General features: G+C 71.3%; 28 protein-coding genes, 1 tRNA gene and 1 pseudogene. 19 read left to right on the top strand and 11 right to left on the bottom strand.

The features are described from left to right. Positions 1-19: 19 nt before the first annotated feature. The gene (locus tag OG252_RS26655; RefSeq protein WP_266437019.1) at positions 20-313 is read right to left on the bottom strand and encodes a zinc-ribbon domain-containing protein; all 294 of its coding nucleotides are present in this window, start codon (positions 311-313) and stop codon (positions 20-22) included. Positions 314-414: 101 nt separating this feature from the next. Between OG252_RS26655 and OG252_RS26650 the strand changes: the two genes are divergently transcribed. Continuing rightward, positions 415-1,281 carry a DUF72 domain-containing protein gene (locus OG252_RS26650; RefSeq protein WP_329339236.1) on the top strand — a complete coding sequence of 289 codons (867 nt, stop codon included), beginning with the start codon at positions 415-417 and terminating at the stop codon, positions 1,279-1,281. On the opposite strand, the gene OG252_RS26645 is transcribed toward OG252_RS26650, so the two are convergent. The 5 genes from OG252_RS26645 to OG252_RS26625 form a co-directional block, all read right to left on the bottom strand. After that, entirely contained in the window at positions 1,278-3,023 is a 1,746-nt protein-coding gene (locus OG252_RS26645) for a copper resistance CopC/CopD family protein (RefSeq protein WP_329339234.1), read from the bottom strand. The two genes, OG252_RS26650 and OG252_RS26645, sit on opposite strands and share 4 nt — an antisense overlap. Before the next feature lie 170 nt (positions 3,024-3,193). Beyond that, positions 3,194-3,955 carry an SDR family NAD(P)-dependent oxidoreductase gene (locus OG252_RS26640; RefSeq protein WP_329339232.1) on the bottom strand — a complete coding sequence of 254 codons (762 nt, stop codon included), beginning with the start codon at positions 3,953-3,955 and terminating at the stop codon, positions 3,194-3,196. Further along, positions 3,952-4,425 (bottom strand): cupin domain-containing protein, encoded by a 474-nt coding sequence (locus tag OG252_RS26635; protein WP_329339230.1) that lies wholly within the window; start codon positions 4,423-4,425, stop codon positions 3,952-3,954. The genes OG252_RS26640 and OG252_RS26635 overlap by 4 nt, the downstream gene beginning before the upstream one ends. Beyond that, positions 4,422-5,033: a GNAT family N-acetyltransferase gene (locus OG252_RS26630; RefSeq protein ID WP_329339228.1), complete on the bottom strand. Its 612-nt coding sequence runs from the start codon at positions 5,031-5,033 to the stop codon at positions 4,422-4,424. The genes OG252_RS26635 and OG252_RS26630 overlap by 4 nt, the downstream gene beginning before the upstream one ends. Further along, on the bottom strand, positions 5,026-7,167 hold the full coding sequence (locus OG252_RS26625) for a penicillin acylase family protein (protein ID WP_329339227.1): 2,142 nt from the start codon (positions 7,165-7,167) through the stop codon (positions 5,026-5,028). Before OG252_RS26625 ends, OG252_RS26630 begins: the two co-directional genes overlap by 8 nt. Before the next feature lie 79 nt (positions 7,168-7,246). Here OG252_RS26625 and OG252_RS26620 point away from each other — a divergent pair, with 79 nt between their 5' ends. The 4 genes from OG252_RS26620 to OG252_RS26605 all read left to right on the top strand — a co-directional run bounded on the left by OG252_RS26620 (position 7,247) and on the right by OG252_RS26605 (position 9,248). Next, a complete protein-coding gene (locus tag OG252_RS26620) occupies positions 7,247-7,975 on the top strand; it encodes a siderophore-interacting protein (RefSeq protein WP_329345196.1) in 729 nt (242 codons plus the stop codon). 24 nt (positions 7,976-7,999) lie between these two features. After that, the gene (locus OG252_RS26615) at positions 8,000-8,593 is read left to right on the top strand and encodes an HhH-GPD-type base excision DNA repair protein (RefSeq protein WP_266437001.1); all 594 of its coding nucleotides are present in this window, start codon (positions 8,000-8,002) and stop codon (positions 8,591-8,593) included. 104 nt (positions 8,594-8,697) lie between these two features. Further along, positions 8,698-9,042: a hypothetical protein gene (locus OG252_RS26610; protein ID WP_266436999.1), complete on the top strand. Its 345-nt coding sequence runs from the start codon at positions 8,698-8,700 to the stop codon at positions 9,040-9,042. An 83-nt stretch (positions 9,043-9,125) separates the two neighbouring features. Next, entirely contained in the window at positions 9,126-9,248 is a 123-nt protein-coding gene (locus OG252_RS26605; RefSeq protein ID WP_266436997.1) for a hypothetical protein, read from the top strand. 32 nt (positions 9,249-9,280) lie between these two features. On the opposite strand, the pseudogene OG252_RS26600 reads toward OG252_RS26605, so the two are convergent. After that, a pseudogene (locus OG252_RS26600) lies at positions 9,281-9,660 on the bottom strand (helicase HerA-like domain-containing protein); the annotation flags it as partial. A 131-nt stretch (positions 9,661-9,791) separates the two neighbouring features. Here OG252_RS26600 and OG252_RS26595 point away from each other — a divergent pair. Together OG252_RS26595 and OG252_RS26590 are read left to right on the top strand one after the other, a co-directional pair. Then, complete coding sequence (locus tag OG252_RS26595) at positions 9,792-10,088, top strand: type II toxin-antitoxin system VapB family antitoxin (RefSeq protein WP_003999914.1); 297 nt, start codon at positions 9,792-9,794, stop codon at positions 10,086-10,088. A 99-nt stretch (positions 10,089-10,187) separates the two neighbouring features. After that, positions 10,188-10,838, top strand: a complete 651-nt coding sequence (locus tag OG252_RS26590) for a LytR C-terminal domain-containing protein (RefSeq protein WP_329339225.1) — start codon at positions 10,188-10,190, stop codon at positions 10,836-10,838. 1 nt (position 10,839) lies between these two features. On the opposite strand, the gene upp is transcribed toward OG252_RS26590, so the two are convergent. After that, positions 10,840-11,475, bottom strand: a complete 636-nt coding sequence (gene upp, locus OG252_RS26585) for a uracil phosphoribosyltransferase (RefSeq protein WP_266436993.1) — start codon at positions 11,473-11,475, stop codon at positions 10,840-10,842. Between the two features lie 107 nt (positions 11,476-11,582). On the opposite strand from upp, the gene OG252_RS26580 reads away from it, so the two are divergent. The 9 genes from OG252_RS26580 (at position 11,583) to OG252_RS26540 (ending at position 16,898) form a co-directional block, all read left to right on the top strand. After that, positions 11,583-11,777, top strand: a complete 195-nt coding sequence (locus OG252_RS26580) for a hypothetical protein (RefSeq protein WP_329339222.1) — start codon at positions 11,583-11,585, stop codon at positions 11,775-11,777. A gap of 359 nt (positions 11,778-12,136) precedes the next feature. Further along, positions 12,137-12,676: a tRNA adenosine deaminase-associated protein gene (locus tag OG252_RS26575; protein WP_266448322.1), complete on the top strand. Its 540-nt coding sequence runs from the start codon at positions 12,137-12,139 to the stop codon at positions 12,674-12,676. Between the two features lie 56 nt (positions 12,677-12,732). Further along, the gene (tadA, locus tag OG252_RS26570) at positions 12,733-13,158 is read left to right on the top strand and encodes a tRNA adenosine(34) deaminase TadA (protein WP_266436988.1); all 426 of its coding nucleotides are present in this window, start codon (positions 12,733-12,735) and stop codon (positions 13,156-13,158) included. A gap of 64 nt (positions 13,159-13,222) precedes the next feature. Next, a tRNA-Ser gene (locus OG252_RS26565) sits at positions 13,223-13,307 on the top strand. A 92-nt stretch (positions 13,308-13,399) separates the two neighbouring features. Beyond that, positions 13,400-13,576, top strand: a complete 177-nt coding sequence (locus OG252_RS26560; protein ID WP_266436986.1) for a hypothetical protein — start codon at positions 13,400-13,402, stop codon at positions 13,574-13,576. A gap of 12 nt (positions 13,577-13,588) precedes the next feature. Continuing rightward, positions 13,589-13,882, top strand: a complete 294-nt coding sequence (locus tag OG252_RS26555; RefSeq protein WP_266436983.1) for a Dabb family protein — start codon at positions 13,589-13,591, stop codon at positions 13,880-13,882. Between the two features lie 162 nt (positions 13,883-14,044). After that, positions 14,045-14,920, top strand: coding sequence for an RNA polymerase sigma factor SigF (locus OG252_RS26550; RefSeq protein WP_266436981.1), 876 nt, complete (start codon positions 14,045-14,047; stop codon positions 14,918-14,920). Between the two features lie 277 nt (positions 14,921-15,197). After that, positions 15,198-16,079 carry an RNA polymerase sigma factor SigF gene (locus tag OG252_RS26545; RefSeq protein WP_266436978.1) on the top strand — a complete coding sequence of 294 codons (882 nt, stop codon included), beginning with the start codon at positions 15,198-15,200 and terminating at the stop codon, positions 16,077-16,079. A 54-nt stretch (positions 16,080-16,133) separates the two neighbouring features. Next, positions 16,134-16,898 (top strand): hypothetical protein, encoded by a 765-nt coding sequence (locus tag OG252_RS26540; RefSeq protein ID WP_329339218.1) that lies wholly within the window; start codon positions 16,134-16,136, stop codon positions 16,896-16,898. A 37-nt stretch (positions 16,899-16,935) separates the two neighbouring features. Here OG252_RS26540 and OG252_RS26535 read toward each other — a convergent pair whose 3' ends face one another. After that, positions 16,936-17,133, bottom strand: coding sequence for a hypothetical protein (locus OG252_RS26535; RefSeq protein WP_266436974.1), 198 nt, complete (start codon positions 17,131-17,133; stop codon positions 16,936-16,938). 195 nt (positions 17,134-17,328) lie between these two features. On the opposite strand from OG252_RS26535, the gene OG252_RS26530 reads away from it, so the two are divergent. The 3 genes from OG252_RS26530 (at position 17,329) to OG252_RS26520 (ending at position 21,307) form a co-directional block, all read left to right on the top strand. Beyond that, the gene (locus OG252_RS26530) at positions 17,329-17,853 is read left to right on the top strand and encodes a MarR family winged helix-turn-helix transcriptional regulator (protein ID WP_329339215.1); all 525 of its coding nucleotides are present in this window, start codon (positions 17,329-17,331) and stop codon (positions 17,851-17,853) included. A 13-nt stretch (positions 17,854-17,866) separates the two neighbouring features. Then, positions 17,867-20,401, top strand: coding sequence for an MFS transporter (locus OG252_RS26525; protein WP_329339213.1), 2,535 nt, complete (start codon positions 17,867-17,869; stop codon positions 20,399-20,401). An 84-nt stretch (positions 20,402-20,485) separates the two neighbouring features. Continuing rightward, complete coding sequence (locus OG252_RS26520) at positions 20,486-21,307, top strand: YceI family protein (RefSeq protein ID WP_329339212.1); 822 nt, start codon at positions 20,486-20,488, stop codon at positions 21,305-21,307. Between the two features lie 10 nt (positions 21,308-21,317). Here OG252_RS26520 and OG252_RS26515 read toward each other — a convergent pair whose 3' ends face one another. Both OG252_RS26515 and OG252_RS26510 read right to left on the bottom strand, forming a co-directional pair. After that, the gene (locus OG252_RS26515; protein ID WP_329339210.1) at positions 21,318-21,707 is read right to left on the bottom strand and encodes a hypothetical protein; all 390 of its coding nucleotides are present in this window, start codon (positions 21,705-21,707) and stop codon (positions 21,318-21,320) included. A gap of 63 nt (positions 21,708-21,770) precedes the next feature. Further along, positions 21,771-22,469 carry a GAF and ANTAR domain-containing protein gene (locus OG252_RS26510; protein ID WP_266436962.1) on the bottom strand — a complete coding sequence of 233 codons (699 nt, stop codon included), beginning with the start codon at positions 22,467-22,469 and terminating at the stop codon, positions 21,771-21,773. Between the last annotated feature and the right edge of the window lie 23 nt (positions 22,470-22,492).

Genomic DNA, 22,492 nt, shown 5'->3' with positions numbered 1-22,492 from the left:
GCCTGCACAGCTGCACCTGTCAGGACTGGTACGGCTGCTGCTTCTGCGGCTGCCCGTACGGCTGACCGCCGTGCCCGCCCGCGGACTGGGCCTGCAGCTGTTCCGCCTGTTCCTGGGTGACCTTCTGTTCCGCGCCGCAGAAGGTGCACTGCGTCGCGTACTTCGTCGAGAGCGGAATCAGTGGCACGAAGAACAGCGTGAACTTCGTGACGCGCTTCCGGAGCGTGTGCGCGGCGGGGTTGCCGCACTGGCCGCACACCAGCGTCAGTATCGCGAGCTGGTACAGGTATCCCTTGGTGCCGAAGATGATCATTCCGGGTCCCTTCCCGAGTCAGTCCTCACAGTGTCCTTCACCGCGTCCTGCACCGCGTCCTGCACCGCGTCCCTCCCCGGCGGTTGGGTAACCGCTCCCCCATGGGTGACATCCTCGTCGGGACCTGTTCCTGGACCGATCGTGCGCTCGTCGGCAGTGGTTGGTATCCGGTCGGGCGGCGGGACGCCGAGGGGCGGTTGCGGTATTACGCCGAGCGGTTTCCCGTCGTGGAGGTCGACTCCGGCTACTACGCCCTGCCCGGGGAGCGGAACAGCCGGCTGTGGGTCGAGCGGACGCCGGACGGGTTCGTGTTCGACGTGAAGGCGTTCTCGCTGCTCACCGGGCATCCGACCAAGGAGCGTGCCCTGCCGGACGGGTTACCCGCCGACGCCGGGGATCCTGCCGTCCTCGACGAGGTGTGGGCGCGGTACGCCGACGGGATAGGGCCGTTGCGGGCGGCGGGGCGGCTCGGGAGTGTGCTGTTCCAGTTTCCGCCGTGGTTTCGGCCGGGGGCGCGGGCCGAGGCGTTTCTGGAGGAGTGCGCGGTGCGGACGGCCGGGTGGCCTCTCGCCGTCGAGTTCCGGCATCCGGCCTGGTGGCGGGAGGAACGGGCGGAGCCGACCCGCGCTCTGCTCACCCGCCTCGGCTTCGCCGCCGTCGGGGTCGACATGGCCCGCACCCTGCCGTCCTCCATACCGCCTGTCACCCCCGTGACTTCGCCGCACCTGTCCGTCGTGCGGTTTCACGGGCGCAGTGCCGCCTGGGGGACCGGCAGCAAGGAAGACCGTTTCCGGTACGACTACTCGCGCGCCGAACTCCAGGAGTGGGCGCCCCGCTTACGCACCCTCGCCGAACAGGTCGGCCGGCTCCACGTCCTCTTCAACAACTGCTGCGCCGACTCCGCCGTACGCGCCGCCGAGACGATGGACCGCCTGCTCGCCCGCCGGGCGGCCCAGGAAACCTCCTAGCCCCCGATCTTCACCGTCTTCGACTCGCTCACCTGGTCGATCTCCGAGACCCGGACCGTCACCTTCATCATCCAGTCGCCGGCGATGGGGAGGTTGAGCGAACTCGTGCCCCAGTAGCCGCCCTTGTCGGTGACTTCGGCGTCGATCGGGCCGATGTCCTGGGCGGGGAGCGTGAAGGAGAGGCGGAGTTCCGGGACGGTGGCCAGGCCGCCGTCGGGGGTGAGCACCACGGCCTCGACCGAGTTGTCGCCGGTGCGGCCCGGATCGAGGGTGATCTGCACCTTGCCGCGGGCGGCGCCGACGGCGAAGGGGATGGTCGTGACGGACGCGGTGGCCAGGCCGGTCGTCGACGCCGCTTCGGCGGCCTCGGTGGCCGCTCGGCCCGGGAGGGTGCCGGTGAGGACGGTCGTGAGCACCATGACCACCACGCCGACGGCGACTTCGGCCAGTACCGAGCGGCGCAGGCCTGCATGAGCAGGGGGCAAGGCGGAGGCGGCGGTGGCGGGTTCCGAAGGGGGCAACGGTGGGCCGCCCACCGGCTCCGGCACCCGCACGGGTACGGCCACCTCGGCCACCTCGGCCACCTCCACCTGCGCGAGCCGCGCCGTCCATCGCCGTGACATGTCCGCCATGACCAGGAGGAGCACCACCGCGATGAGCTTGGCGACCAGGAAGCGGCCGTACGTGGTGTCGGTGAGGGCGGTCCAGGAGCCGAGGCCGCGCCAGGACTGGTAGACGCCGGTGCCGACCAGGACGGTCACCGACCAGAAGGCCAGGCGGGAGAAGTTCCTGACCACCGTGGGCGGGACGGCCGACGACGACTTGTACAGCGTGGTCAGCAGTGCCGTCAGGCCGCCCAGCCACACCGCCATCGCCAGCACGTGCAGCACGGACGACGTCATCGCCACCGGCACTTGGATGCCGGCCGACGCGTGCTCGCCGGCGGCCCATGTCAGCGCGAGGCCGACACAGAGGGCGGCGCCCGAGGCGAGCCAGGCGAAGGACAGCGGCTTGGGCCGCAGGAGTCGTACGACGAAGAAGGCCGCCGGCACGAGCAGCGCCAGGCGGGCCAGCAGGACCAGGCCCGGGCGGGTGGTCAGGGTGTCGGTGAAGGCCGAGGGGTCGAAGGCGGGGGCCGTGCCCGACTCGTACGGGGCGCGCAGCAGCAGGAGGGCCACGGTCGCGGCCGCCAGGGTCCACCAGCCCGCCCGCAGGAGCCTGCGCAGGGGGGCCGGGTCCGGGGGACGGCAGGCCGCCATGAACACCGCCGTGCCGATCAGCAGGGCCGCGGCCAGATACGCGAGGTAGCGGGCGATGTTGTAGAGGCCGGCCGTGACCGGGTTCTCGACCGGGCCCGTGTCCACCGTCGCCGTGGTGACGGACGGCTTGCCCACCGAGAACGTGAACGCGCCCGAGACCGGGTGGCTGTCCGCCGACACCGCCCGCCAGGCCACCACGTACGTACCCTCGGCGAGCTTCGCGGGCAGCGTGACGCGGGCCGTGTCGGATCCCTCCGGCCCGTGCTCGGCCCTGTCCAGGCGCAGCCGGTGGTTGTCGGGGTCCAGGACGCGGAAGGAGTCCTCGAGCAGGCCTACGGACTCGGTGAAGGTGAGGGTGAGATGGCGGGGGGCCGACTTGAGGACGGCTCCGTCCTTGGGATCGCTGTCGCGGAGGGCGGCGTGGGCCGACGCAGGTCCCGCGCTGCCGAGGAGGAGCAGGACCAGCACGGTGCCCAGCAGCACCAGCCCTTGAAGTCCCCGGCGTCGTCGGTCTCCCCTGAGACCTGCCCTGAGACCTGACCTGTGCTCACCGTCACGCTCCACGTCTCATCTTCTCCGTCTGTGGACTCGCCGCCTCCGGAAAGATACGGATACCGGCCCCGGAGTGCTCACGGAGCGCGCCGTGGCGCCGCTCACCACGTGGGCCGCGCCGTCACCCCACCGTCCACCACCAGGTCCTGCCCGGTGACCCAGGACGCGAGCGGCGACGCCAGGAACACGCACGCGTCGCCCACGTCCTCCGGGCGCCCCAACCGCCCGAGCGGCGCCGCCCGTTCCCATCGCCGCACGCCCTCGGGCCATGCCTCCGCCAGCCCCTCTCGGTCGATCAGGCCGGGCGAGACGGTGTTGACGCGGATGCCGTAGGGGCCGTACTCAAGGGCCGCCGCCCGGGCGTGCATCACTACCGCCGCCTTGGAGGAGGAGTAGTGGGCGTGGTCCAGGGCCGGGTGACTCGCCTCGATGGACGCGATATGGGTCACGGAGCCCGCTCCCGACTCCCGCATCACCTCAACCGCCGCCTGCGTACACGCGAACACGCTCGACAGGTTCGTGTCCACGACCGCCCGCCACTGAGCCACCGTCATCCCGGCCAGCGCCCGCGTCGGCTGGACGCCCGCGTTGTTGACCAGGGCCGTCAGCCGGCCCCCGCCCCATTCCGCGGCCTCCCGCACCAGGCCCCGGCAGGCGTCCTCGTCGGCCAGGTCCGCCTGGAGCACGACGGCCCGCCCGCCCAGGTCCCGGATGCGGGAGGCCACTTCGCTCGCCGCCTGCACCGCCGTACGGCAGTGCAGGGCCACCGCCGCGCCCTCCTCGGCGAACCGCAGGGCGATGCCCCGTCCGATGCCGCCGCCCGCGCCGGTGACCAGCGCCACATGCCCTTCGAGGAGTCTCATGGACGGCACAGTCCCGCGATCCGGGCGGCCTCGGCCGGGTAACGCGCCGTCAGTTCGTCCGCGTTCCCGTGCTCGTAGTCCTCGTAGGTGAATCCGGGGGCCATCGTGCAGCCGAAGAAGGTCCACTCGCCGCCCGCGGCGACCCGTGCGCCCATCCAGGTGCCGGCGGGGACGGTCAGCTGGGGGTGCTGGCCGCCGAGGACGTCCGGGCCCAGGACGGGCGTGCTCGACGTCCCGTCGGGGGCCAGGAGCAGGAGTTCCAGCGGGGCGCCCAGGTAGAAGTGCCAGATCTCGTCGTGGGGCAGGCGGTGCAGGGCCGAGTAGTCGTCCGAGGTGAGAAGGGCGACTATCGCCGTTCCCCGAGGGCGGCCGTCCGTGCCTTCCGGTCCTGCCCACGTGCGTCGGAAGAGCCCGCCCTCGCGGGGGATGGGCTCCAGACCGTAGTGGGCGACGAGGTCGTCCGGTGTCATGCCGGGAAGGCTACCTCCCGGTTCAGGAAGGCGAGTTGGGCGTGCTTCTCGGGCAGGTACACGTCCGGGATGTCGATCTCCGGCAGCACGACGACCGGGCCTGCCTCGAAGCCCTGCTTCAGGAAGCGAGCGATCGCCTTCTCGTTGCGCACGTCGGGGTCGACCACGACCCGGTTGCGGTCCAGGCCCAGCAGCACGTACGACGTGACGGCGGTCAGCAGCGCCGAGGACCAGCCGGGACGCGCGCCCTCCTGTCCGGCGGGCGCCAGCAGCAGGTGGACGCCTATGTCGCCGGGCCGCACCTCGTAGCACTCGCTGACGCGGTCCGCCTCCGGCTCGTAGGTCTGGAGGAGCGCGACCGGTTCGCCGTCCTTCTCCACCAGGTGGGCGTGGTGGGTGTCGAGGGTGTCCATGTGTGCGTAGATCTCCTCGACCTGCTCCTTGCTCAGGCCGTTCATGCCCCAGAAGGAGGCCCGCTCCTCGCTCACCCACGCGTGGACGACCTCGGCGTCGGCGTGCGCGTCGAGGGGCAGGACGCGGACGGTGCCGAAGCCGTCGACGGTCTGCTCGTGGACGGGCTCGCGGGTGGGGGCGTACGCCTCAGACATCGGTCTCCTTCTCCATCTTCTTCATCAGGGTCCAGTCGGTGACGACCGGGACGAGATCCCCCTTGAGCCACAAGGGGAGTTGGTCACGATGATGGGCCGAGCCGGGAACGCCCGAGGCGCCGAACGGCACCACCCAGAGGCTGTCCTCGCGCCGGGCCAGGTCCCACACGTAACGGGCCGCCGGGCCGCGCGCACTCAGATCGGTCCAGCCGGGCACGGGGGAGGTGCACAGCACGCAGTCGTGGTCGCCGGACAAGCCGGGTTCCTCGTACGACGTGCCGGTCAGCGCCCGCCAGGGGGCCAGGCGGTGGGTGTCACCCCAGGTGGCGGGCAGGTCGCCCGAGGCCGCCACCTCCTCCACGGCCGCGCGCACGGCCTCCGCGCGGTCGATGCCGTACAACTCCTCGGCCCGCAGCAGGTGTTCCAGCGCGAAGCCCACCCGCGGGACGAGCGCGAGCCACGGCAGGAAGACCTCCGGGTAGGCAGGGGGAGAGGTCAGTGCGGCGAACGCCGGGTGCGCCGCGAGCTGCCGTACGGCCGCACCGCGCACCGCCGCGTAGACGGCCGCGTCGCTGCTGCCGGCGTCCATGCGGCGGTCCCAGCGCAGGAGGGCGTCCCGCAGGGCGGCGGCCTCGGGGGTCAGGCCGTCCAGCGCTTCCAGGTGGTCCAGCAGCGGTACGGCGGAGGCGAGATGGGTGTCCATGTGGATGACCGGCATGTCGGCGGGCGACCAGCGGTCCTTCTCCCTGAGGAGAGCGGTGATGCGGTCGGCGCGGTGGGTCGCGGCGAACTCGACGCCGAGGGGGGCCGCCGGGCCGCGCTGGTTTGCCATCACGGCGATACCGTCGGTGAGACCGGCGCGGGGCGTGACGTGCCAGCCCCGCCAGTCGTGGCCGGGTTCCCAGGCGGGGACCAGCCGGGTGCGGTTGGCCTCGGAGCGCAGCGGCACCCGACCCGCGACGCGGTGCAGCAGGCCGCCCTCGGTGTCGGCGGCCTGGACGACGTTCACGGGCTCGGCCCATGCGTCGAAGGCCTGGTCCACCTCGCCCACCGTGCGGGCCCGCAGCAGGGGGAGCAGGGCGCCGAAGCCGAGGTCCCCGGTGACGCGGGGCGGGTAGCGGAGGCTGACGGCGAGGGGCGTGACGGAGTCGGCCGGCGCGCCGGAGTCGTCGAGCACACCCTCGTCGAGCACACCGTCGTCGAGGCCTTCCGGGAGGCCCTCGGGACCGCCGATGATCACCGGCCCGCGGTCGGTCTCGATCACCTCGACCTCGACCGGCTCCTCCCCCGCCACCTCCACGGTCTCGGTGTGCCGGGCGGCCCGGCGCCAGACGCCGTCCGGGCCGAGCGCCTCGATGCCGGCGCCGGTGCGGCGCAGGCGCTCGCGGTAGAGGTCCTGGTAGTCGGCCATGGCGTTGGTGATGGCCCAGGCGACCGTGCCGGTGTGGCCGAAGTGCGCGATGCCGGGGATACCGGGGACGGTGAGGCCGACGACGTCGAACTCCGGGCAGGACAGGTGGATCTGCTGGTAGACGCCGGGGTCCTCGATGAAGCGGTGCGGGTCGCCGGCGATGACCGCCGCACCGGTGGTGGTGCGCTCGCCGCCGACCAGCCAGCCGTTGCTGCCCGAGGTGCCGGGGCCGTCGGTGGTGAACAGCCGGACGGCGTCCGCTCCCAGGTGCCGGACGACCTGCTCGCGCCAGAGCTTGGCGGGGAAGCCGGCGAAGAGGATGTGCGTGGCGAGCCAGACGCCGAGCGGGGTCCAGGGCTCCCAGCGGCCGGGAGCGAGGCCGACCCGGGCGAATTCGGGTGCCTCGGTGCGCGCGAGCCCCTCGTTCACGCCCTCGACGTACGCCCGCACCCAGTCGGCCGTCTCCGGGTCCTGTCTCTCCAGGGCGGTGAAGCAGCGTGCGGCCGTGTCGTCGAGGCGGGCCCGTCTCGCGAACCGGTCCCAGGCGAGGGCCTCGGTGCCGAGGAAGGCGGCCGAGGTGCCCTGCGCACGGTGTCGCTCGACCTCCAGCTGCCAGGCCCGGTCGCGGGCGGTGACCAGGCCCTGGGCACGGGCGAGTGCACGCGCGCTGCCGGCGCGGAGGTGGGGGATGCCCCAGGCGTCGCGGTAGATCTCGGTGATCACCCCTGTGCCCCTTCTGTTCTTTAGGTTAGGCTTGCCTAAGTAAATGGTGGTGGAATCGTACGCGAAGGGTGAAGACGCGATGGGGCAGGGGCACGGCTGGGAGGGCGCGGTCCTCAAACTGCTGCGTGCGAAGGACTTCGTCTTCACCGTGACCGGCGCGGAGGACGTCACCGGGCACTACCGGCGCGTCCACCTCACCGACGGCGGCATGCTGGCGGCGACCGGCGTCCACCCGACGATGTGGGTGCGGCTCTGGTTCGACAACGCGGGCAAACCGCATCAGCGCGCCTACACCCTGGTCGACCCGGACCCCGCGGCCGGCACCTTCAGTCTGGAGTTCGCCCTTCACGAGGGGTGCGCCAGCGACTGGGCGCGGACGGCGAAGCCCGGCGACACCATCGAGGCGACCGTCCACGGCACCGACTTCCAACGGCCCGACCCCGAGCCCTCGCACGTCTTCGCGATCGGCGACCCGGCCTCGCTGCCCGCGCTCAACTCCCTCCTCGACGCGCTCGCCCCCGCTCCGGCGACCGTCTGGTTCGAGAGCACGCAGACCCTGGACGGCCTCCCCTTCCGCACCGCCCCCGCCCGGCACGACGTACGCCCCGTGCCCCGGCAGGGCTCCGGCGCCCACCTCGTCGCCCAGGTCAAGGCGGCCCTGCCCGACCTCCTGAAGGCCAGCCCGGAGCCGTACGTCTGGATCGCCTGCGACACGGCGACGACCCGGACCCTGTCGTCGTACGTCCGCAAGGAGCTCGGGCTGCCCAAGCAGCGGGTGCACGCGCTGGGGTACTGGCGGGCGGGCTGACCGCGCACGCGCGATGATCGGGGCATGGACGTCACTCTTCACCTCGCCCAGGACCCCGAGGCCGACGAACTCCTCGGGCGCTCCCCGCTCGCCGCGCTGGTCGGGATGCTGCTGGACCAGCAGGTTCCGATGGAGTGGGCGTTCAAGGGACCCCGCACGATCGCGGACCGTCTCGGCGCCGACGACCTGGACGCGCACGAGATCGCCGCACAGGACCCGGAGGCCTTCGCCGCGCTCCTGTCGGAGAAGCCGGCCGTGCACCGCTACCCGGGGTCGATGGCCAAGCGCGTCCAGCAGCTGTGCCAGTACCTCGTCGAGCACTACGACGGGAACGCCGAGCTCGTCTGGAAGGGCGTGGCCGACGGGCCGGAACTGCTGCGACGCCTCGGGGAGCTGCCCGGCTTCGGCAAGCAGAAGGCCCAGATCTTCCTCGCCCTGCTCGGCAAGCAGCTCGGCGTGCAGCCCAAGGGCTGGCGCGAGGCCGCGGGCGCCTACGGCGAGCCGAAGTCCTTCCGTTCCGTCGCCGACATCACCGGACCGGAGTCGCTGACCAAGGTCCGCGCCCACAAGCAGGAGATGAAGGCGGCGGCGAAGGCCGCGAAGGCCGCCGGGAAGTAGCACCGCCATACGGGTGGCCCGGCGGGCCCGGGATGTAGGCCGAGCGGGCGGTTCTCGCCGCCGGTGGGATGAATCGCGTACGCCGCACGGGGAGATGACTTCCCGTGAGCACCGCCGCACCACCAGCCCTCGGACCCGCCCGTCGGCGTGCCTGGCCGCGGGTGCTCGTCCTGCTGCTCGCCCTGTTCGTGCCGGGCGCGCACGCGGGCGCACCGGCGGTGCCCGCCTTGGCGGTGGCGGCCGAGGGCGGCTCGGCGGTCTTCGAGTACGACGTCCTGGACACCGTGCTGCGACCGGTCACCCGGGGATCCGGCCGTCCCGTCGCACCTCTGCGGCCCGCGCCCTTCCCGGACCCGGTGCCCGCCGCGGCGGCCGCCCGGCTCCTGCCCGTCCCGCCGTGCACCCCGCCCGCTCTGCGCGCCCTGCGTTCGGTGGTCCTGCGCTGCTGACAGAACCGGCTCCCGCCCTCCGGTCCATCAGCACGACGCAAGGAACCGAGAACCGAGAAACGCAAGAAGCAAGGAACACCGACATGGCGATCGACCCGTACGCGGTCATGCGCGCTCTGCTGCGCGCCGAGGCCGCCCGCAACGCACCGAAACCCGAGTCGAAGGAACCGAAGCCGCAGCAGCCCCCGAAGGAACGGGGCCGCTGACCCGCCGGCGGAGGTGGAGGTCTCGCGAAGCCCTACCGCCTCCGCCGTGCCGTGCCGAAGAGAGGGAGCGGGTGATCTCGCGCCCGATCTGGGTGCCGACCGAGCGGGCGAGGGACCTGAACATGCCGCTGCCGACGACCTGTTCGACGACGGAGGGTTCTTCCTCGGGCCCGCTTTCGGTCTCCGGCCTGGACTCGGCCCTGACTTCGGCCCTGGCTTTCGGCTTCGGCGCGGCGCGCATCTCATCGGGGCCCTTCGCCCCGCGCGCGGCGTTCAGCCTCTCGTACGCCGACTCCCTGTCCACAGCCTGTGCATACCGCGCGTGCGGCGCCGAGACTCTGACCGCCTCGTCCAGGGCCGTCGCCTCGGCCGGGAGGGCGGGAGCGCTCCCCGGCGCCTCGGAAGCGGTGGCAGGAGAAACGGTTTCGCTGTCACTCATCTCAGGCCCCTGTTCCCGTTTGACCTGTTTTGAGGCATCTTTTCCGGCCTCGCACTCCGTCTCCATGGCTGCGCCCGGAAGGTCATGACCGGTAGGCTTTCCGTGTGATCTTCAAGCGCATCGGAAACGGCCGGCCGTACCCCGACCACGGCCGGGAAAGCACCCGGCAGTGGGCGGACGTCGCACCGCGCCCGGTCCGCCTCGATCAGCTGGTGACGACCAAGGGCCAGCTCGACCTGGAAACCCTGCTCGCCGAGGACTCCACGTTCTACGGCGACCTCTTCGCGCACGTCGTGAAGTGGCAGGGCGACCTGTATCTCGAGGACGGCCTGCACCGCGCGGTGCGCGCGGCACTCCAGCAGCGCCAGGTGCTGCACGCGCGCGTGCTCGAACTCGACTGAGCCGCCTGCCGGTAACGGGTTGGCCCTTTCGGGTCCTCCTGCGCCGCGTCCAATGATCATCTAGTAGGCATCATCGCCCGAGCGCACTACGCTGCGCTCATGAGCATGCTGACTCCCCCCGGCATGGGCGGCCAGTACCGGATCAAGGGAGACAAGTACCCCCGCATGCGCCGGCCCCGGCGGCGCGGCAGGTTCCTGATCGGGCTGGTGGCCTCCGTCGCCGCGCTCGGACTGGTCGGCTGGGGCACCCTGCAGCTCATCGACGTCTTCACCGGCGGCGGCAAGAAGGCCGCCGCGGCCGGTTCCAAGGCGGACTGCGCCACCCGGGCGACCCCGTCGGCCTCCGCGTCCGCCGGCGGCGCGGCCGCGGTCAGGCCCTCCCAGATCACGGTCAACGTGTTCAACGCGACGCCCCGCAGCGGCCTCGCCAAGAAGACCGCGGACGAGCTGAAGAAGCGCGGCTTCAAGATCGGGGACGTCGGCAACGCGTCCAAGGACTACGACAAGAAGGTCAAGGGCACCGGGGTACTCCTCGGCCCCGCCTCCTCCCTGAACACCTCGCTGCCGGTCCTAGCGACCCAGCTCTCCACGGCCGAGCGCCGCACGGACGCCGCCCGCAAGGGCACCGAGCTCGACCTGGTCATCGGCAACGCCTTCAAGGACCTGAACAGCAAGGCGGACGCCGACAGGGCGCTGGCCAAGCTGGCCGCGCCCCAGCCGACGTCCGCCGCGTCGAAGAAGAGCTGCTGACCTACTCGGCCAGCCCGTACATCCGGTCCCCCGCGTCACCCAGGCCCGGCACGATGTAGCCGTGCTCGTTCAGGCGCTCGTCGACCGAGGCGGTGACGACCGTGACCGGGGTGCCCGCGAGCTCGCGCTCCATGACCTCGACGCCCTCGGGGGCGGCGAGCAGGACCACGGCGGTGACGTCGTCCGCGCCGCGCTTGATCAGCTCGCGGATCGCCGCGACCAGGGTGCCGCCGGTGGCAAGCATCGGGTCCAGGACGTACACCTGGCGGCCGGAGAGGTCCTCCGGCATGCGCGTGGCGTACGTGGAGGCCTCCAGCGTCTCCTCGTCGCGGATCATGCCCATGAAGCCCACCTCGGCGGTGGGCAGCAGCCGGACCATGCCCTCCAGCATGCCGAGGCCCGCCCGCAGGATCGGGACGACCAGGGGGCGCGGATGGGAGAGCTTGACGCCCGTGGTCGAGGCGACCGGTGTCGTGATGTCGACCTGCTCGGTACGCACGTCACGCGTGGCCTCGTAGGCGAGCAGGGTGACCAGCTCGTCGGCGAGACGGCGGAAGGTCGCGGAGTCGGTGCGCTGGTCGCGCAGCGTGGTGAGCTTGTGGGCGACCAGAGGGTGGTCGACGACGTGGAGGCGCATGGCGCTAACAGTAACCGGGAACCGTGCCGCGCTCCGTTAACCCGTGCGTCGGCATCAAACCCCCCATCAGGGGGAACGTGGAAGGGACGTACCAGGGTGGTGTACCTATGCCTGACCTGCCTGACCGCGAGACCCGACAGGACACGTCGGCCGAACCGACCGACGCCGAGCGCCGGCGCCGCCGCGCCCAGTTCCTGCGCGACCTCGCCGAGGCCCGCGAGCTGCGAGACCGGGTCCAGCCCCGCCGCGCCAAGACGGCCCGCCTGCGGCACGCGATGCGGATGCGGACGTTCCGCTGGTAGAAGGCTGCCGGTAAGGCCCCGGTAATCCCCCGGCAAGGGCAGGGACACGCCGACCGGGCAGCCGAGTTGGAAGATCGCGGGGTCGTCGCGCGTTGTGCGGGTGGCCGTGCGCGGACGCTCAAGAAGGCCGCGTACGATCCGCTGTTGGCGGCAACGAGTGCGCTGGTGAGACCTCGACGGGCCCTCGGCTGCCATGAGATCGGCGGCAGCCGGACACACAGGGAGCCGAAGACGTCCCCTGAGCGCCATGTTTCTGCCACGATTCCGAGTGGGTGGGCTCGGAGCACAGCTCTCCCCGCCCGCAACCTCCGCCGGGGGGACCCCCAACCGGCACGCCTATGACCAGTGGGAGAGTCACGGTGTACTTCGCCGCACTGCTCGCGCGCACCGAAGACGGGTGGGAAGCGAGCGACACAGAGCTCGACGATGTGGAGACCCTGTCGGATCTGGCCGACCTGGCCCGGGAAGCCTCTCCCGACGAGGACACGGTGCTCGTGCTGATCGAGCAGGAGGACGCCTGGTTCGGCGTCGTCCGTATCGACGGTGAGGAGGACCCGCGTATCTACGTCTCGGACGCCGCAGCCGCCGCCCGTAGTTCGTACGGCGAGATCCTGCTCACCGACGAACTGCTCGGCAGGGATCCGGACGACGACGAGCCCGACCTGGACGCCCTCGACCTCGACGGCACCGAGGACGGCGAGGACGAGGACGAGGACGACGAGGAGGAGGCAGCGACCGCCGGCCCCGGCGAACTCGTGCCGCACGGCCCCGTCGGCGACATCCGGATCCTGGACGACCTCGGCGTCAGCGAGAAGGAGCTGAAGTCGCTGTCACAGGACGCGGTCACCGAGATCGCCGAGGCCCTCGGCGCCTCGGAGGTCCTGGAGGCCGTCCGCTGACCTCACCGACCGCGGGCACGACACCCGACCCGGTACGCGACCGCTGGCGGGCCGCGATGCGGCTCGCCCTGGACGAGGCCGGGCGGGCCGGCGCGGACGTGCCGGTGGGCGCGGTCGTACTGGGCCCGGACGGCACGACCGTGCTCGCGGCCGGACACAACGAACGCGAGGTCACCGGCGACCCGACCGCGCACGCGGAGGTGCTGGCGATCCGCCGGGCCGCCGCCGAGCTGGGCGAATGGCGGCTGACCGGCTGCACCCTCGTCGTGACGCTGGAGCCCTGCACCATGTGCGCGGGCGCGATCGTGCAGTCCCGGGTGGACCGGGTGGTCTACGGCGCCCGCGACGAGAAGGCGGGCGCGGCCGGCTCCCTCTGGGACGTCGTCCGCGACCGGCGGCTCAACCACCGCCCCGAGGTGATCGAAGGCGTGCTCGCCGAGGAGTGCGCCGGGCTCCTCACCGACTTCTTCCGTTCCCGCTGACGGGCGTCGCCGGCCCGGGAAACGGATTTCAAACCACGCCGCACCTTGCTGTAAGGTCTCCCTCGGTAGCGTGTCCGAGCGGCCGAAGGAGCTCGCCTCGAAAGCGAGTGTGGCGCAAGTCACCGAGGGTTCAAATCCCTCCGCTACCGCTTCAGAAGGGCCCCGTCGTCAGACGGGGCCCTTCGTGCGATCATGTGCGCTCGTCGGGCGCAACAGTGAACAGGGGAACAGGGAGGCCGCGATGGCGGTGAATGCGAAGAAGGTCGCCGTCTACGGTCTCGTGGTCTTCGTGCTCTACGTGATCATCACGGACCCGGCCAAGGCCGCCGACTACGTCCAGATAGCCTTCGAGGGCATATCGGACGCCGCCAAGTCCATCGGCGACTTCTTCACATGGCTCGCCGACGGGGCCAAGTAGCTGGGAGCGCACATGATCCGCCACCTCGTCCTCTTCAAGCTCAACGAGGGCGTCGAGCGCGACGACCCGAGGGTCGTGAAGGGCGTCGAGGCCTTCCGCGCCCTCGACGGCAGGATCCCCGAGATCCGCTTCTGGGAGCTGGGCTGGAACCTCAGCGACCGCCCCATCGCCTACGACTTCGCCATCAACTCCGGCTTCGACGACGTGGCCGCGCTGCGCCGGTACGTCGAGCACCCGGACCACCAGGCGGGCGTGACCCTGTGGCACGAGTTCGCCACCTGGGTGATCGCCGACTACGAGTACTGAGCCCCCGCATCTGTGAGCCCTCCGCCGGAACGGCGGGGGGCTCTTTCGCGTCTTGTGCACCAATTCTTCCCTCAACACGGCGTTATGGGGTGCTTGCACACAGTGCACATGTCTTGTGATGCTATGACCGCTTTTGACGGATGAGTTGATCGATGAAGTCCGATGCAGACCGATGAAGAGGTGGCGTTGACCGTGTCGGCCAGTACTGCGCCGCCCCAGGAAGTCGTCGAGGTCGTCGAGGTCGTCGAAGCAGCGCCGGCCGCACCCCAGCGCAGCCGCGGCGCCGACACCCGGGCGCTCACGCAGGTGCTCTTCGGCCAGCTCAAGGGCATGCAGCCGGGCACGCCGGAGCACACCCGGGTACGCGGGGCGCTCATCGAGGCCAACCTCCCGCTCGTGCGCTACGCGGCCGCCCGCTTCCGCTCCCGCAACGAGCCGATGGAGGACGTCATCCAGGTCGGCACCATCGGGCTCATCAACGCCATCGACCGCTTCGACCCGGACCGGGGCGTGCAGTTCCCGACGTTCGCGATGCCCACCGTCGTCGGCGAGATCAAGCGGTACTTCCGCGACAACGTCCGTACGGTCCACGTTCCGCGCCGGCTGCACGAGCTGTGGGTGCAGGTCAACGGCGCTACCGAGGATCTGACGACCGCCTTCGGGCGCACCCCGACGACCGCCGAGATCGCCGAGCGGCTGCGCATCACCGAGGAGGACGTGCTGTCCTGCATCGAGGCCGGACGGTCGTACCACGCCACCTCTCTGGAGGCCGCCCAGGAGGGCGACGGGCTGCCGGGGCTGCTGGACCGGCTCGGCTACGAGGACCCGGCTTTGGACGGTGTGGAGCACCGGGATCTCGTACGGCATCTGCTGGTGCAGTTGCCGGAGCGGGAACAGCGAATTCTGCTGCTGCGCTACTACAGCAATCTCACCCAGTCACAGATCAGCGCGGAACTCGGCGTCTCCCAGATGCATGTCTCGCGGCTACTCGCGCGTAGCTTCCAGCGACTGCGTTCCGCGAACCGGATCGACGCCTGAGCGACGCCTAATCGAGTAAAGGATCGAGTCGTCACCGGCAGGACTGAATCGCTCACCAGCGCAGATCCCGGCCTTTCTGCCACGAAATACCGTCAGACCCCCTTCATCCAGGGCGTATTCGCGTCTCGCATGTCGACATGTCACTACAGCGTGTTGCCGACATGTGACATTCTGCCGGAAGCGCGTTTGCCGTGGCTTCGGCTCCGGTATTCAGGTGAAGGCTGATGTTCCTCGACGGAGCGTTCGCCGTACCGTCCCGCGACCCAAAGGGGGTGGCATGTCCGCAGACCAGGGCAGCTCGAAGGTGCTCACGCTCACGAAGAGCGAGCCTGCGCCCGCGCTCGACGACGTAACGGCCGTCGAGGCCGCGCCGGCCCCGGCCCTCCCGACCTCGGGAGCTCTCGACACCCGCACCCTGTCCCGCTCCCTCTTCCTGCGGCTCGCCGCACTCGACGAGAACAGCCCCGAGCGCGCGTACGTACGGGACACCCTCATCGAGCTCAACCTCCCGCTGGTGCGCTACGCGGCCGCCCGCTTCCGATCCCGCAACGAGCCGATGGAGGACATCGTCCAAGTCGGCACGATCGGCCTGATCAAGGCGATCGACCGCTTCGACTGCGAGCGGGGCGTCGAGTTCCCGACGTTCGCGATGCCGACGGTGGTCGGCGAGATCAAGCGGTTCTTCCGCGACACCTCCTGGTCGGTCCGCGTCCCGCGCCGCCTCCAGGAGCTGCGGCTCGCCCTCACCAAGGCCAGCGACGAGCTCGCCCAGAAGCTGGACCGCTCCCCGACCGTCACCGAACTCGCCGTGGTCCTGGGCGTGTCCGAGGAGGACGTCGTCGACGGCCTCGCGGTCGGCAACGCGTACACCGCCTCCTCGCTCGACTCCCCGGCACCGGAGGACGACGGCGGCGAGGGCTCCCTCGCGGACCGCCTCGGCTACGAGGACACGGCTCTGGAGGGCGTGGAGTACCGGGAGTCGCTCAAGCCCCTGCTGGCCAAGCTCCCGCCGCGCGAGCGCCGGATCATCATGCTGCGGTTCTTCGCGAACATGACCCAGTCGCAGATCGGCGAGGAGGTCGGCATCTCCCAGATGCACGTCTCCCGGCTGCTGACGCGGACGCTTTCGCAGCTGCGGGAAGGCCTCATCTCGGACTGACGGAAGCCTCGCACGGGGCTTCCTATCTGACGGAGTGTCAGCCACCATGGCGCGATGCTTCGAGCGACACGTTCCGGATGGACACATGGCCGTCGGGGCGCCCTGCTGGGCGCGTCGGCGGCCGTCGTCTGTCTGGGCGCGGTGCTGGCCGGGTGCGGGGGCGGAGGTGGCGGCGGCTATGTCGCCACGGGTGCGGCGGGCGGCCCGCCCCGGGGTGCCGGTACGGCGGTGGCGCCGACGGGTGAGGTGACGCTGGTGCCGCTCGACGAGACGCCGTCCGGGACCGACTCGCCTGCCGTGCGCACCCCTTCGGAGAGTGCCGGGGCAACACTCCCGGCCGGACCGGGGGACGGCAGCCCGCCCGCGGAGGACGGCAGCCCACCCGCCCCTTCGGCCGAGGGCGCCACGTCAGGTCGTACGACGGCCGCTCCACCGGTGTCCTCGACGCCCACCGTCCGCCCCACGGCACCGAACGGCCCTGCCGCCCTCCGCGTCGGCGAACCCGTGCGCGAGGCCACGGACAAGCGCTGGTGCGAGGACGTGACCCTCGCCTTCCACAACACCGGGCAGAGCGCGGTGCGGTCGGGCACCGTGACCTTCGGGACGCACGTCATCGGCGCACTCGGTGTCGACTGGGCGACGATCGAGTCCGCCGAGCGGCTCCCGGCGCCGATCGGGGCCGGGGTGCGCAGGGAAAAGACCTGGACGGTGTGCGTCGATGCGATGGGGGTCCCCCCGCTCGAGCGAAGTCGAGAGTGGGGGAGTGTCCCGTGGGGCATGCATGTGGAGACGCGGGACGTGTCCGTTCAGTGGCGGTAGGCGGTTTGCCCTACCGGTGCTACTCGCCCTGCCTGCGTTACTTCAGCGCCAGCCAGGCCACCGCCGCGACGATCACCACCGCGGCGACGATCCCGATGATCAGGCCGAGGCGCGGACCGCCCGATGCGGCCGCCTGCTGCTGCCGGCCCTGAGGGGCCTCGTCGACGAACGCGCGGAACATCTGGGTGCTGCCGGCGGGGTCGTGGTTGCCCTGGGGGCCCTGCGTGTTAGCCATGCCCCGAGACCCTAGCGAATCCGGGGGTGTGGCCCAAGTGCGGGCTCCGGGTCCGCACCGCATCCCCTTACCTGTGTGTTTACGTTCGTAATACTTGCCTTTGCCAAGTTTTTGGCGGCGACCACCCCGTTCTCGTTTGCCTGTAACAACCAACCACTTCTATGGTTGCCCTAAGCAACGAACACGGGAGGTGCGATGGCCGAGCAGGCGCAGTACGAGGAGCTGATCCGTCAGTTCAGCGCCTTCGGCGCTGTGAAGAGGGAGTTGGGCCGGATCATGCCGTCCGACTGCCCGAGCGGCTCCGCCGCCGTGCTGACGCTCCTGGGCCGCCACGGGGACATGCGCATGAGCAAGCTCGCGGAGCTGCTCGCCGTGGACATGTCGGTCACCAGCAGGCATGTGGCCCATGTGGCCCAGCGCGGCTGGATCGACCGCTCCCCCGACCCGGCGGACAAACGCTCCCGCATCCTGCGCCTCACCCCCGAGGGCCGCGCACAACTGGCCGAGATGTCCCGGCGGACCTGCCGGATGCTCGCCGAGCGGCTGAACGACTGGAGCGACGACGAGGTGGCCCAGCTGACCGTGCTGATGGCACGGCTCAGGGCCAGCTTCGACGACTGCCGCGTCCCGCACGCCCCGCTCCCCTCCGACACCGAGCCCAGGCTGCCCACCGCTCCCGTGCTCGAGCAGTCCCCCCGTACACCCGCGACCACCACGTAAGAGAAGGAAGCCCATGGCAACGACCACACCAGCCGGTGTGCGGGCTCACGCCAAGCACGGAGGTGGGTCCTCCGACGGCGCGCCGATGACGCACCGGCAGATCATGGAGGCGCTGTCCGGGCTGTTGCTCGGCATGTTCGTCGCGATCCTGTCGTCGACGATCGTCACCAACGCCCTGCCCGAGATCATCGGCGACCTGGGCGGCGGCCAGTCCGCCTACACCTGGGTCGTCACCGCCGCGCTGCTCTCCATGACCGCGGCCACGCCCCTGTGGGGCAAGCTCTCCGACCTGTACAGCAAGAAGGCGCTCGTCCAGATAGCCCTGGTCATCTATGTGCTGGGCTCGGCCGCCGCCGGGCTCTCGCAGAACGCCGGCATGCTGATCGCCTGCCGTGTCGTCCAGGGCATCGGCGTGGGCGGGCTCTCCGCCCTCGCGCAGATCGTGATGGCCGCGATGATCGCCCCGCGTGAGCGCGGACGGTACTCCGGCTACCTCGGCGCGACCTTCGCCATCGCCACCGTCGGCGGCCCGCTGCTCGGCGGTGTCATCACGGACACCAGCTGGCTCGGCTGGCGCTGGTGCTTCTACGTGGGTGTGCCGTTCGCGGTCATCGCGCTGATCGTGCTGCAGAAGACCCTGCACCTGCCCGTCGTGAAGCGGGAGGTGAAGGTCGACTGGGGCGGGGCGTTCCTCATCTCCGCCGCGGTCTCGCTGCTGCTGCTCTGGGTCACCTTCGCCGGTGACAAGTACGCGTGGCTGTCGTGGCAGACGTACGCGATGGTCGGCGGCTCGGTCGTGCTCGGGCTGCTGTTCGTGCTCGTCGAGTCCAGGGCGAGCGAGCCGATCATCCCGCTGCGGCTGTTCCGCAACCGGACCATCACCCTGTCCTCCATCGCCTCGCTCTTCGTGGGCGTCGCGATGTTCACCGGCACGGTCTTCTTCAGCCAGTACTTCCAGCTGGCCCGCGACAAGTCCCCGACGATGTCGGGCGTGATGACCATCCCGATGATCGCCGGTCTGTTCGTCTCGTCGACCGTCTCCGGGCAGGTCATCACCAAGACCGGCCGCTGGAAGGCCTGGCTGCTCGCCGGCGGTGTGCTGGTGACCGCGGGTCTGGGGCTGCTCGGCACGATCCGGTACGACACCGAGTACTGGCACATCGCGATCTTCATGGCGCTGCTCGGCCTGGGCGTCGGCATGATGATGCAGAACCTGGTGCTGTGCACGCAGAACCAGGTGGCCCCGTCCGACCTCGGCGCCGCCAGCTCCACGGTGACGTTCTTCCGGTCCCTCGGCGGTGCGGTCGGCGTCTCGGCGCTGGGCGCGGTCATGGCCAACCGGATCACCGACTACGCCAAGGACGGCCTCACCACTCTCGACCCCAAGTACGCGGCCGCCGCCGCCAGTTCGAGCTCCAGCAGCAGCATCCCGGACATGGACAGCCTGCCCGGCCCGCTGCGCACCGTGATGGAGAGCGCGTACGGCCACGGCATCGCGGACGTCTTCCTGATCGCCGCGCCGCTCGCGCTGCTCGCCTTCCTCGTCACGCTGTTCATCAAGGAGGTCCCGCTGCGGACCTCGGGCGGGCTGGCCCAGGCCGCTGCGGCCAAGGCCGAGGCCGAGGCTCCGGTGGCTCCTGTGGCTCCTGTCGCGGTCGAGGACCCGGCCGAGAAGAGGACCCCGAGCTGGGCCGCCGTCGCCGAGACGAGCACCGAAGCCGGACCGCAGGGCACGCAGAGGCTCGCGGCCGTCGCCACCATGGAAAGGGGAACCGCACCGGTGTCCGGTGGAATTCCGGTCCGCGGCCACGTCCGCGGCGCCGAGAGCGCGCCCGTCCCACAGGCCGCCGTCACGCTGATCTCGCTGGGAGGACGCCAGCTCGGCCGGTCGGTCGCGCAGGCCGACGGCTCCTACGCGGTGGACGCGCCCGGCACCGGGTCGTACGTCCTGATCGCCTCCGCCGACGGGTTCCAGCCGCAGGCGTCCACCGTGGTCGTGGGCGACGAGCCGGTGCCGTACGACATCCTGCTCAGCGGCACCAGTGGGCTCGGCGGTGTCGTGCGCGCCGCGCAGAGCGGGCTGCCCGTCAAGGACGCCATGGTGATCGTGACGGACGTGCGCGGTGACCTGCTGGCCACCGTCTCCACCGGCGAGCAGGGCGAGTTCTCCTTCGCCGAGCTGATTCCGGGGACGGTGACCGTCGCCGTGAACGCCGCCGGATACCGGCCGCGAGCCCTGCCCGTCGAGGTCGGCGGTACCGGGGTCACCCGGATCGAGGTCGACCTCGACGCCGGAGCCCAGCTGCAGGGTGTCGTACGGGCGCCGCACGGTCCCCTCGCCGACGCGCGGGTCACGCTCGTGGACGCGGCGGGCAACGTGGTCGGCACCGCCACCACCGGGTCGGACGGGGCGTACGCCTTCACCGACCTGGACGGCGGGGACTACACCGTCATCGCGACGGGGTACCCGCCGGTGGCGACCGCCCTGACGGTCGACGGCCCCGGGGTCGACGACCACGACATCGAACTCGCCCACCCCGGCGAGTAGTTCGGCTCCGGCCCGTGGGGCGTGCGCACTCTGAGCGGAGGTGCGCACCCCCACGGGCCGGTCTCTTGTGAGGAGTTACCTGAAATGGGACTGACCGCGAAGATCCGTACGCGGGACGGATGGGCCGTGTCGCACGCGGTCGTCACGGTGACCGACATGACCGGCTCGCAGGTGCTGCGCGCCGAGGCCGACGGGGACGGGGTCGTGCGCGACGCGGCCGCGCTCACGCCGGGGGCGTACACCGTCATCGTCACGGCGGTCGGGTACGCGCCCGCCGCCGCGAGCGCCCTCGTCACCGCGAGCGGGCGGGCCGAGGTCGGCACGGTGACGCTGGCCCGGCAGGGCGGCACCGAGCTGCCGCCGCCGGGACCCTGGACCGTCGACCCGGCGCACTCCAGCGTGGCCGCAGTGGCCCAGCACCTGGGCATCTCCAGCGTGCACGGACGGTTCACCGACTTCACGGCCTCGATCGAGGTCGCCCCCGACGACGTGACCAAGTCCCGGGTGGAGGCGGTCATCCGGGCCGCGTCCATCGACACCGGCAACGGCATGCGGGACACCCACCTGAAGTCCGCGGACTTCCTCGACGTGGAGCGTTTCCCGGAGATCACCTACCGTTCGGCGGGGCTGACGGCCGCCGGTTCCGACCGCTGGACGGTCCACGGGGAGCTGGAGCTGCACGGAGTCCTGCGCCCGGTCGACCTGGACCTGGCCTACCTCGGCACCGGCTCGGATCCGTGGGGCGGCACCCGGGCGGCCTTCCGGGCGACGGCCCAACTGCGGCGCGAGGACTTCGCCATGGACTACAACCAGGTCGTCCAGGCGGGCATCGCGGCCATCGGTACGACGCTCAAGGTGGAGCTGGACATCCAGGCGGTGCAGGGGGACACACTCCCGCAGGCCTAGCCGCGCCGGGTCACATGAGGCCGACGATGCGGGGCGGCGCGAACAGGTGGCGGGCCCGGTGCTCCTCGGCCGCCATCACCGCGCCCGGCAGCAGATCCGGCGACCGCTTCTCCAGCCGCTGCACGGAGGACTGGTGGTCGGCGCAGGTCTCGCACGCGGGATCCCAGTCCGGCAGGGACTCGCGGTGCGCGTCGGCGAGGTGCCGGCCGAGGTCGATCTGCGTGGCGACGATGCTGTCCGTGACGTCCCAGTCGACGCCGGGATCCTCCGCGGTCAGCCCGGCGATGACGGCCTGCACGTGCTTCATCGCCTCGTACCGGCGGATGCACTCGGCGCAGTCCCACATCCAGGCGGGTGGCAGCGGCCACTGTTCCTCTGGGTCGAGCTCTTCCGCGCTCATGCGGCTCACGCTAGGCGGTGCGGGCGGGGCCCCGCAGCTGTCCGGGCGAACTGCCGGAAGGCGTCAGGGCCTGCGGCCGTCGCCGCCGCTCACCCGGGCCACCAAGTCGGTGCACAGGTCCCGGAGTTTGACGTTGTGGTCCATGGAGACGCGGCGCAGGCGTTGCAGGGCGATGCGGGCGTCGATCCGCTCCTGGGCCATGAGGATGCCGATCGCCTGGTCGATGACGCTGCGGGAGAGCAGGGCGGTGCGCACGTCGGCGGTCGACTCGCGGCGGCGCTCGACGCGCAGGGCGACGTTGATCGCGTCGCCCACCCGGGCGGCGAAGGCCCGTGCGGCGTCCCGGCCCCGGCCCAGCGCGTCGCTCTGGACGCCGTAGAGGTTGAGGGCGGCGCCTCTCTCGCCCTCGACGTCGATCGGCAGCGCCAGCACACAGCGCACGCCGGCGGAGAGGGCGTACGACGTGTAGGTGGGCCAGCGCGTCTCCGTCTCCAGGTCGGGGGCGTACTGCTCGACGTTGGTCTCGGCGGCCTCCACACACGGCCCCGAGCCGTTCTCGTACTGCCGCTGGTCGAGGCCGCTGGGCAGGCCGCGGCTGCCCGCCAGGGTCAGCAGGCGGTCGGCCCGGCGCACGGTGATGCTGCATGCGGCGGCGCCGGGCACCGCCTCGACTGCACGGTCGGTCAGATCGCGCAGCAGCGTGTCGAGGCCGCTGCTGCGCACGATGGCCATTTCCAGCGTGTCGGGCGTGTCAGGGCTCATGGACGTACGGTTATCCCGCCAAC

Origin of the sequence: Streptomyces sp. NBC_01352 (assembly GCF_036237295.1) — a bacterium.
GTDB classification, from domain to species: domain Bacteria; phylum Actinomycetota; class Actinomycetes; order Streptomycetales; family Streptomycetaceae; genus Streptomyces; species Streptomyces plumbiresistens.
This window is presented reverse-complemented; position numbering and strand designations above follow the sequence as displayed.

What these genes read in the sequence shown, in the direction of transcription:
- OG252_RS26655 (WP_266437019.1), bottom strand. Translation starts at nt 313, where the DNA reads ATGATCATCTTCGGCACCAAGGGATACCTGTACCAGCTCGCGATACTG.
- OG252_RS26650 (WP_329339236.1), top strand. Translation starts at nt 415, where the DNA reads ATGGGTGACATCCTCGTCGGGACCTGTTCCTGGACCGATCGTGCGCTC.
- OG252_RS26640 (WP_329339232.1), bottom strand. Translation starts at nt 3,955, where the DNA reads ATGAGACTCCTCGAAGGGCATGTGGCGCTGGTCACCGGCGCGGGCGGC.
- OG252_RS26635 (WP_329339230.1), bottom strand. Translation starts at nt 4,425, where the DNA reads ATGACACCGGACGACCTCGTCGCCCACTACGGTCTGGAGCCCATCCCC.
- OG252_RS26630 (WP_329339228.1), bottom strand. Translation starts at nt 5,033, where the DNA reads ATGTCTGAGGCGTACGCCCCCACCCGCGAGCCCGTCCACGAGCAGACC.
- OG252_RS26620 (WP_329345196.1), top strand. Translation starts at nt 7,247, where the DNA reads ATGGGGCAGGGGCACGGCTGGGAGGGCGCGGTCCTCAAACTGCTGCGT.
- OG252_RS26615 (WP_266437001.1), top strand. Translation starts at nt 8,000, where the DNA reads ATGGACGTCACTCTTCACCTCGCCCAGGACCCCGAGGCCGACGAACTC.
- OG252_RS26605 (WP_266436997.1), top strand. Translation starts at nt 9,126, where the DNA reads ATGGCGATCGACCCGTACGCGGTCATGCGCGCTCTGCTGCGCGCCGAG.
- OG252_RS26590 (WP_329339225.1), top strand. Translation starts at nt 10,188, where the DNA reads ATGAGCATGCTGACTCCCCCCGGCATGGGCGGCCAGTACCGGATCAAG.
- upp (WP_266436993.1), bottom strand. Translation starts at nt 11,475, where the DNA reads ATGCGCCTCCACGTCGTCGACCACCCTCTGGTCGCCCACAAGCTCACC.
- OG252_RS26580 (WP_329339222.1), top strand. Translation starts at nt 11,583, where the DNA reads ATGCCTGACCTGCCTGACCGCGAGACCCGACAGGACACGTCGGCCGAA.
- tadA (WP_266436988.1), top strand. Translation starts at nt 12,733, where the DNA reads ATGCGGCTCGCCCTGGACGAGGCCGGGCGGGCCGGCGCGGACGTGCCG.
- OG252_RS26560 (WP_266436986.1), top strand. Translation starts at nt 13,400, where the DNA reads ATGGCGGTGAATGCGAAGAAGGTCGCCGTCTACGGTCTCGTGGTCTTC.
- OG252_RS26555 (WP_266436983.1), top strand. Translation starts at nt 13,589, where the DNA reads ATGATCCGCCACCTCGTCCTCTTCAAGCTCAACGAGGGCGTCGAGCGC.
- OG252_RS26550 (WP_266436981.1), top strand. Translation starts at nt 14,045, where the DNA reads ATGCAGACCGATGAAGAGGTGGCGTTGACCGTGTCGGCCAGTACTGCG.
- OG252_RS26545 (WP_266436978.1), top strand. Translation starts at nt 15,198, where the DNA reads ATGTCCGCAGACCAGGGCAGCTCGAAGGTGCTCACGCTCACGAAGAGC.
- OG252_RS26540 (WP_329339218.1), top strand. Translation starts at nt 16,134, where the DNA reads ATGCTTCGAGCGACACGTTCCGGATGGACACATGGCCGTCGGGGCGCC.
- OG252_RS26535 (WP_266436974.1), bottom strand. Translation starts at nt 17,133, where the DNA reads ATGGCTAACACGCAGGGCCCCCAGGGCAACCACGACCCCGCCGGCAGC.
- OG252_RS26530 (WP_329339215.1), top strand. Translation starts at nt 17,329, where the DNA reads ATGGCCGAGCAGGCGCAGTACGAGGAGCTGATCCGTCAGTTCAGCGCC.
- OG252_RS26525 (WP_329339213.1), top strand. Translation starts at nt 17,867, where the DNA reads ATGGCAACGACCACACCAGCCGGTGTGCGGGCTCACGCCAAGCACGGA.
- OG252_RS26520 (WP_329339212.1), top strand. Translation starts at nt 20,486, where the DNA reads ATGGGACTGACCGCGAAGATCCGTACGCGGGACGGATGGGCCGTGTCG.
- OG252_RS26515 (WP_329339210.1), bottom strand. Translation starts at nt 21,707, where the DNA reads ATGAGCGCGGAAGAGCTCGACCCAGAGGAACAGTGGCCGCTGCCACCC.
- OG252_RS26510 (WP_266436962.1), bottom strand. Translation starts at nt 22,469, where the DNA reads ATGAGCCCTGACACGCCCGACACGCTGGAAATGGCCATCGTGCGCAGC.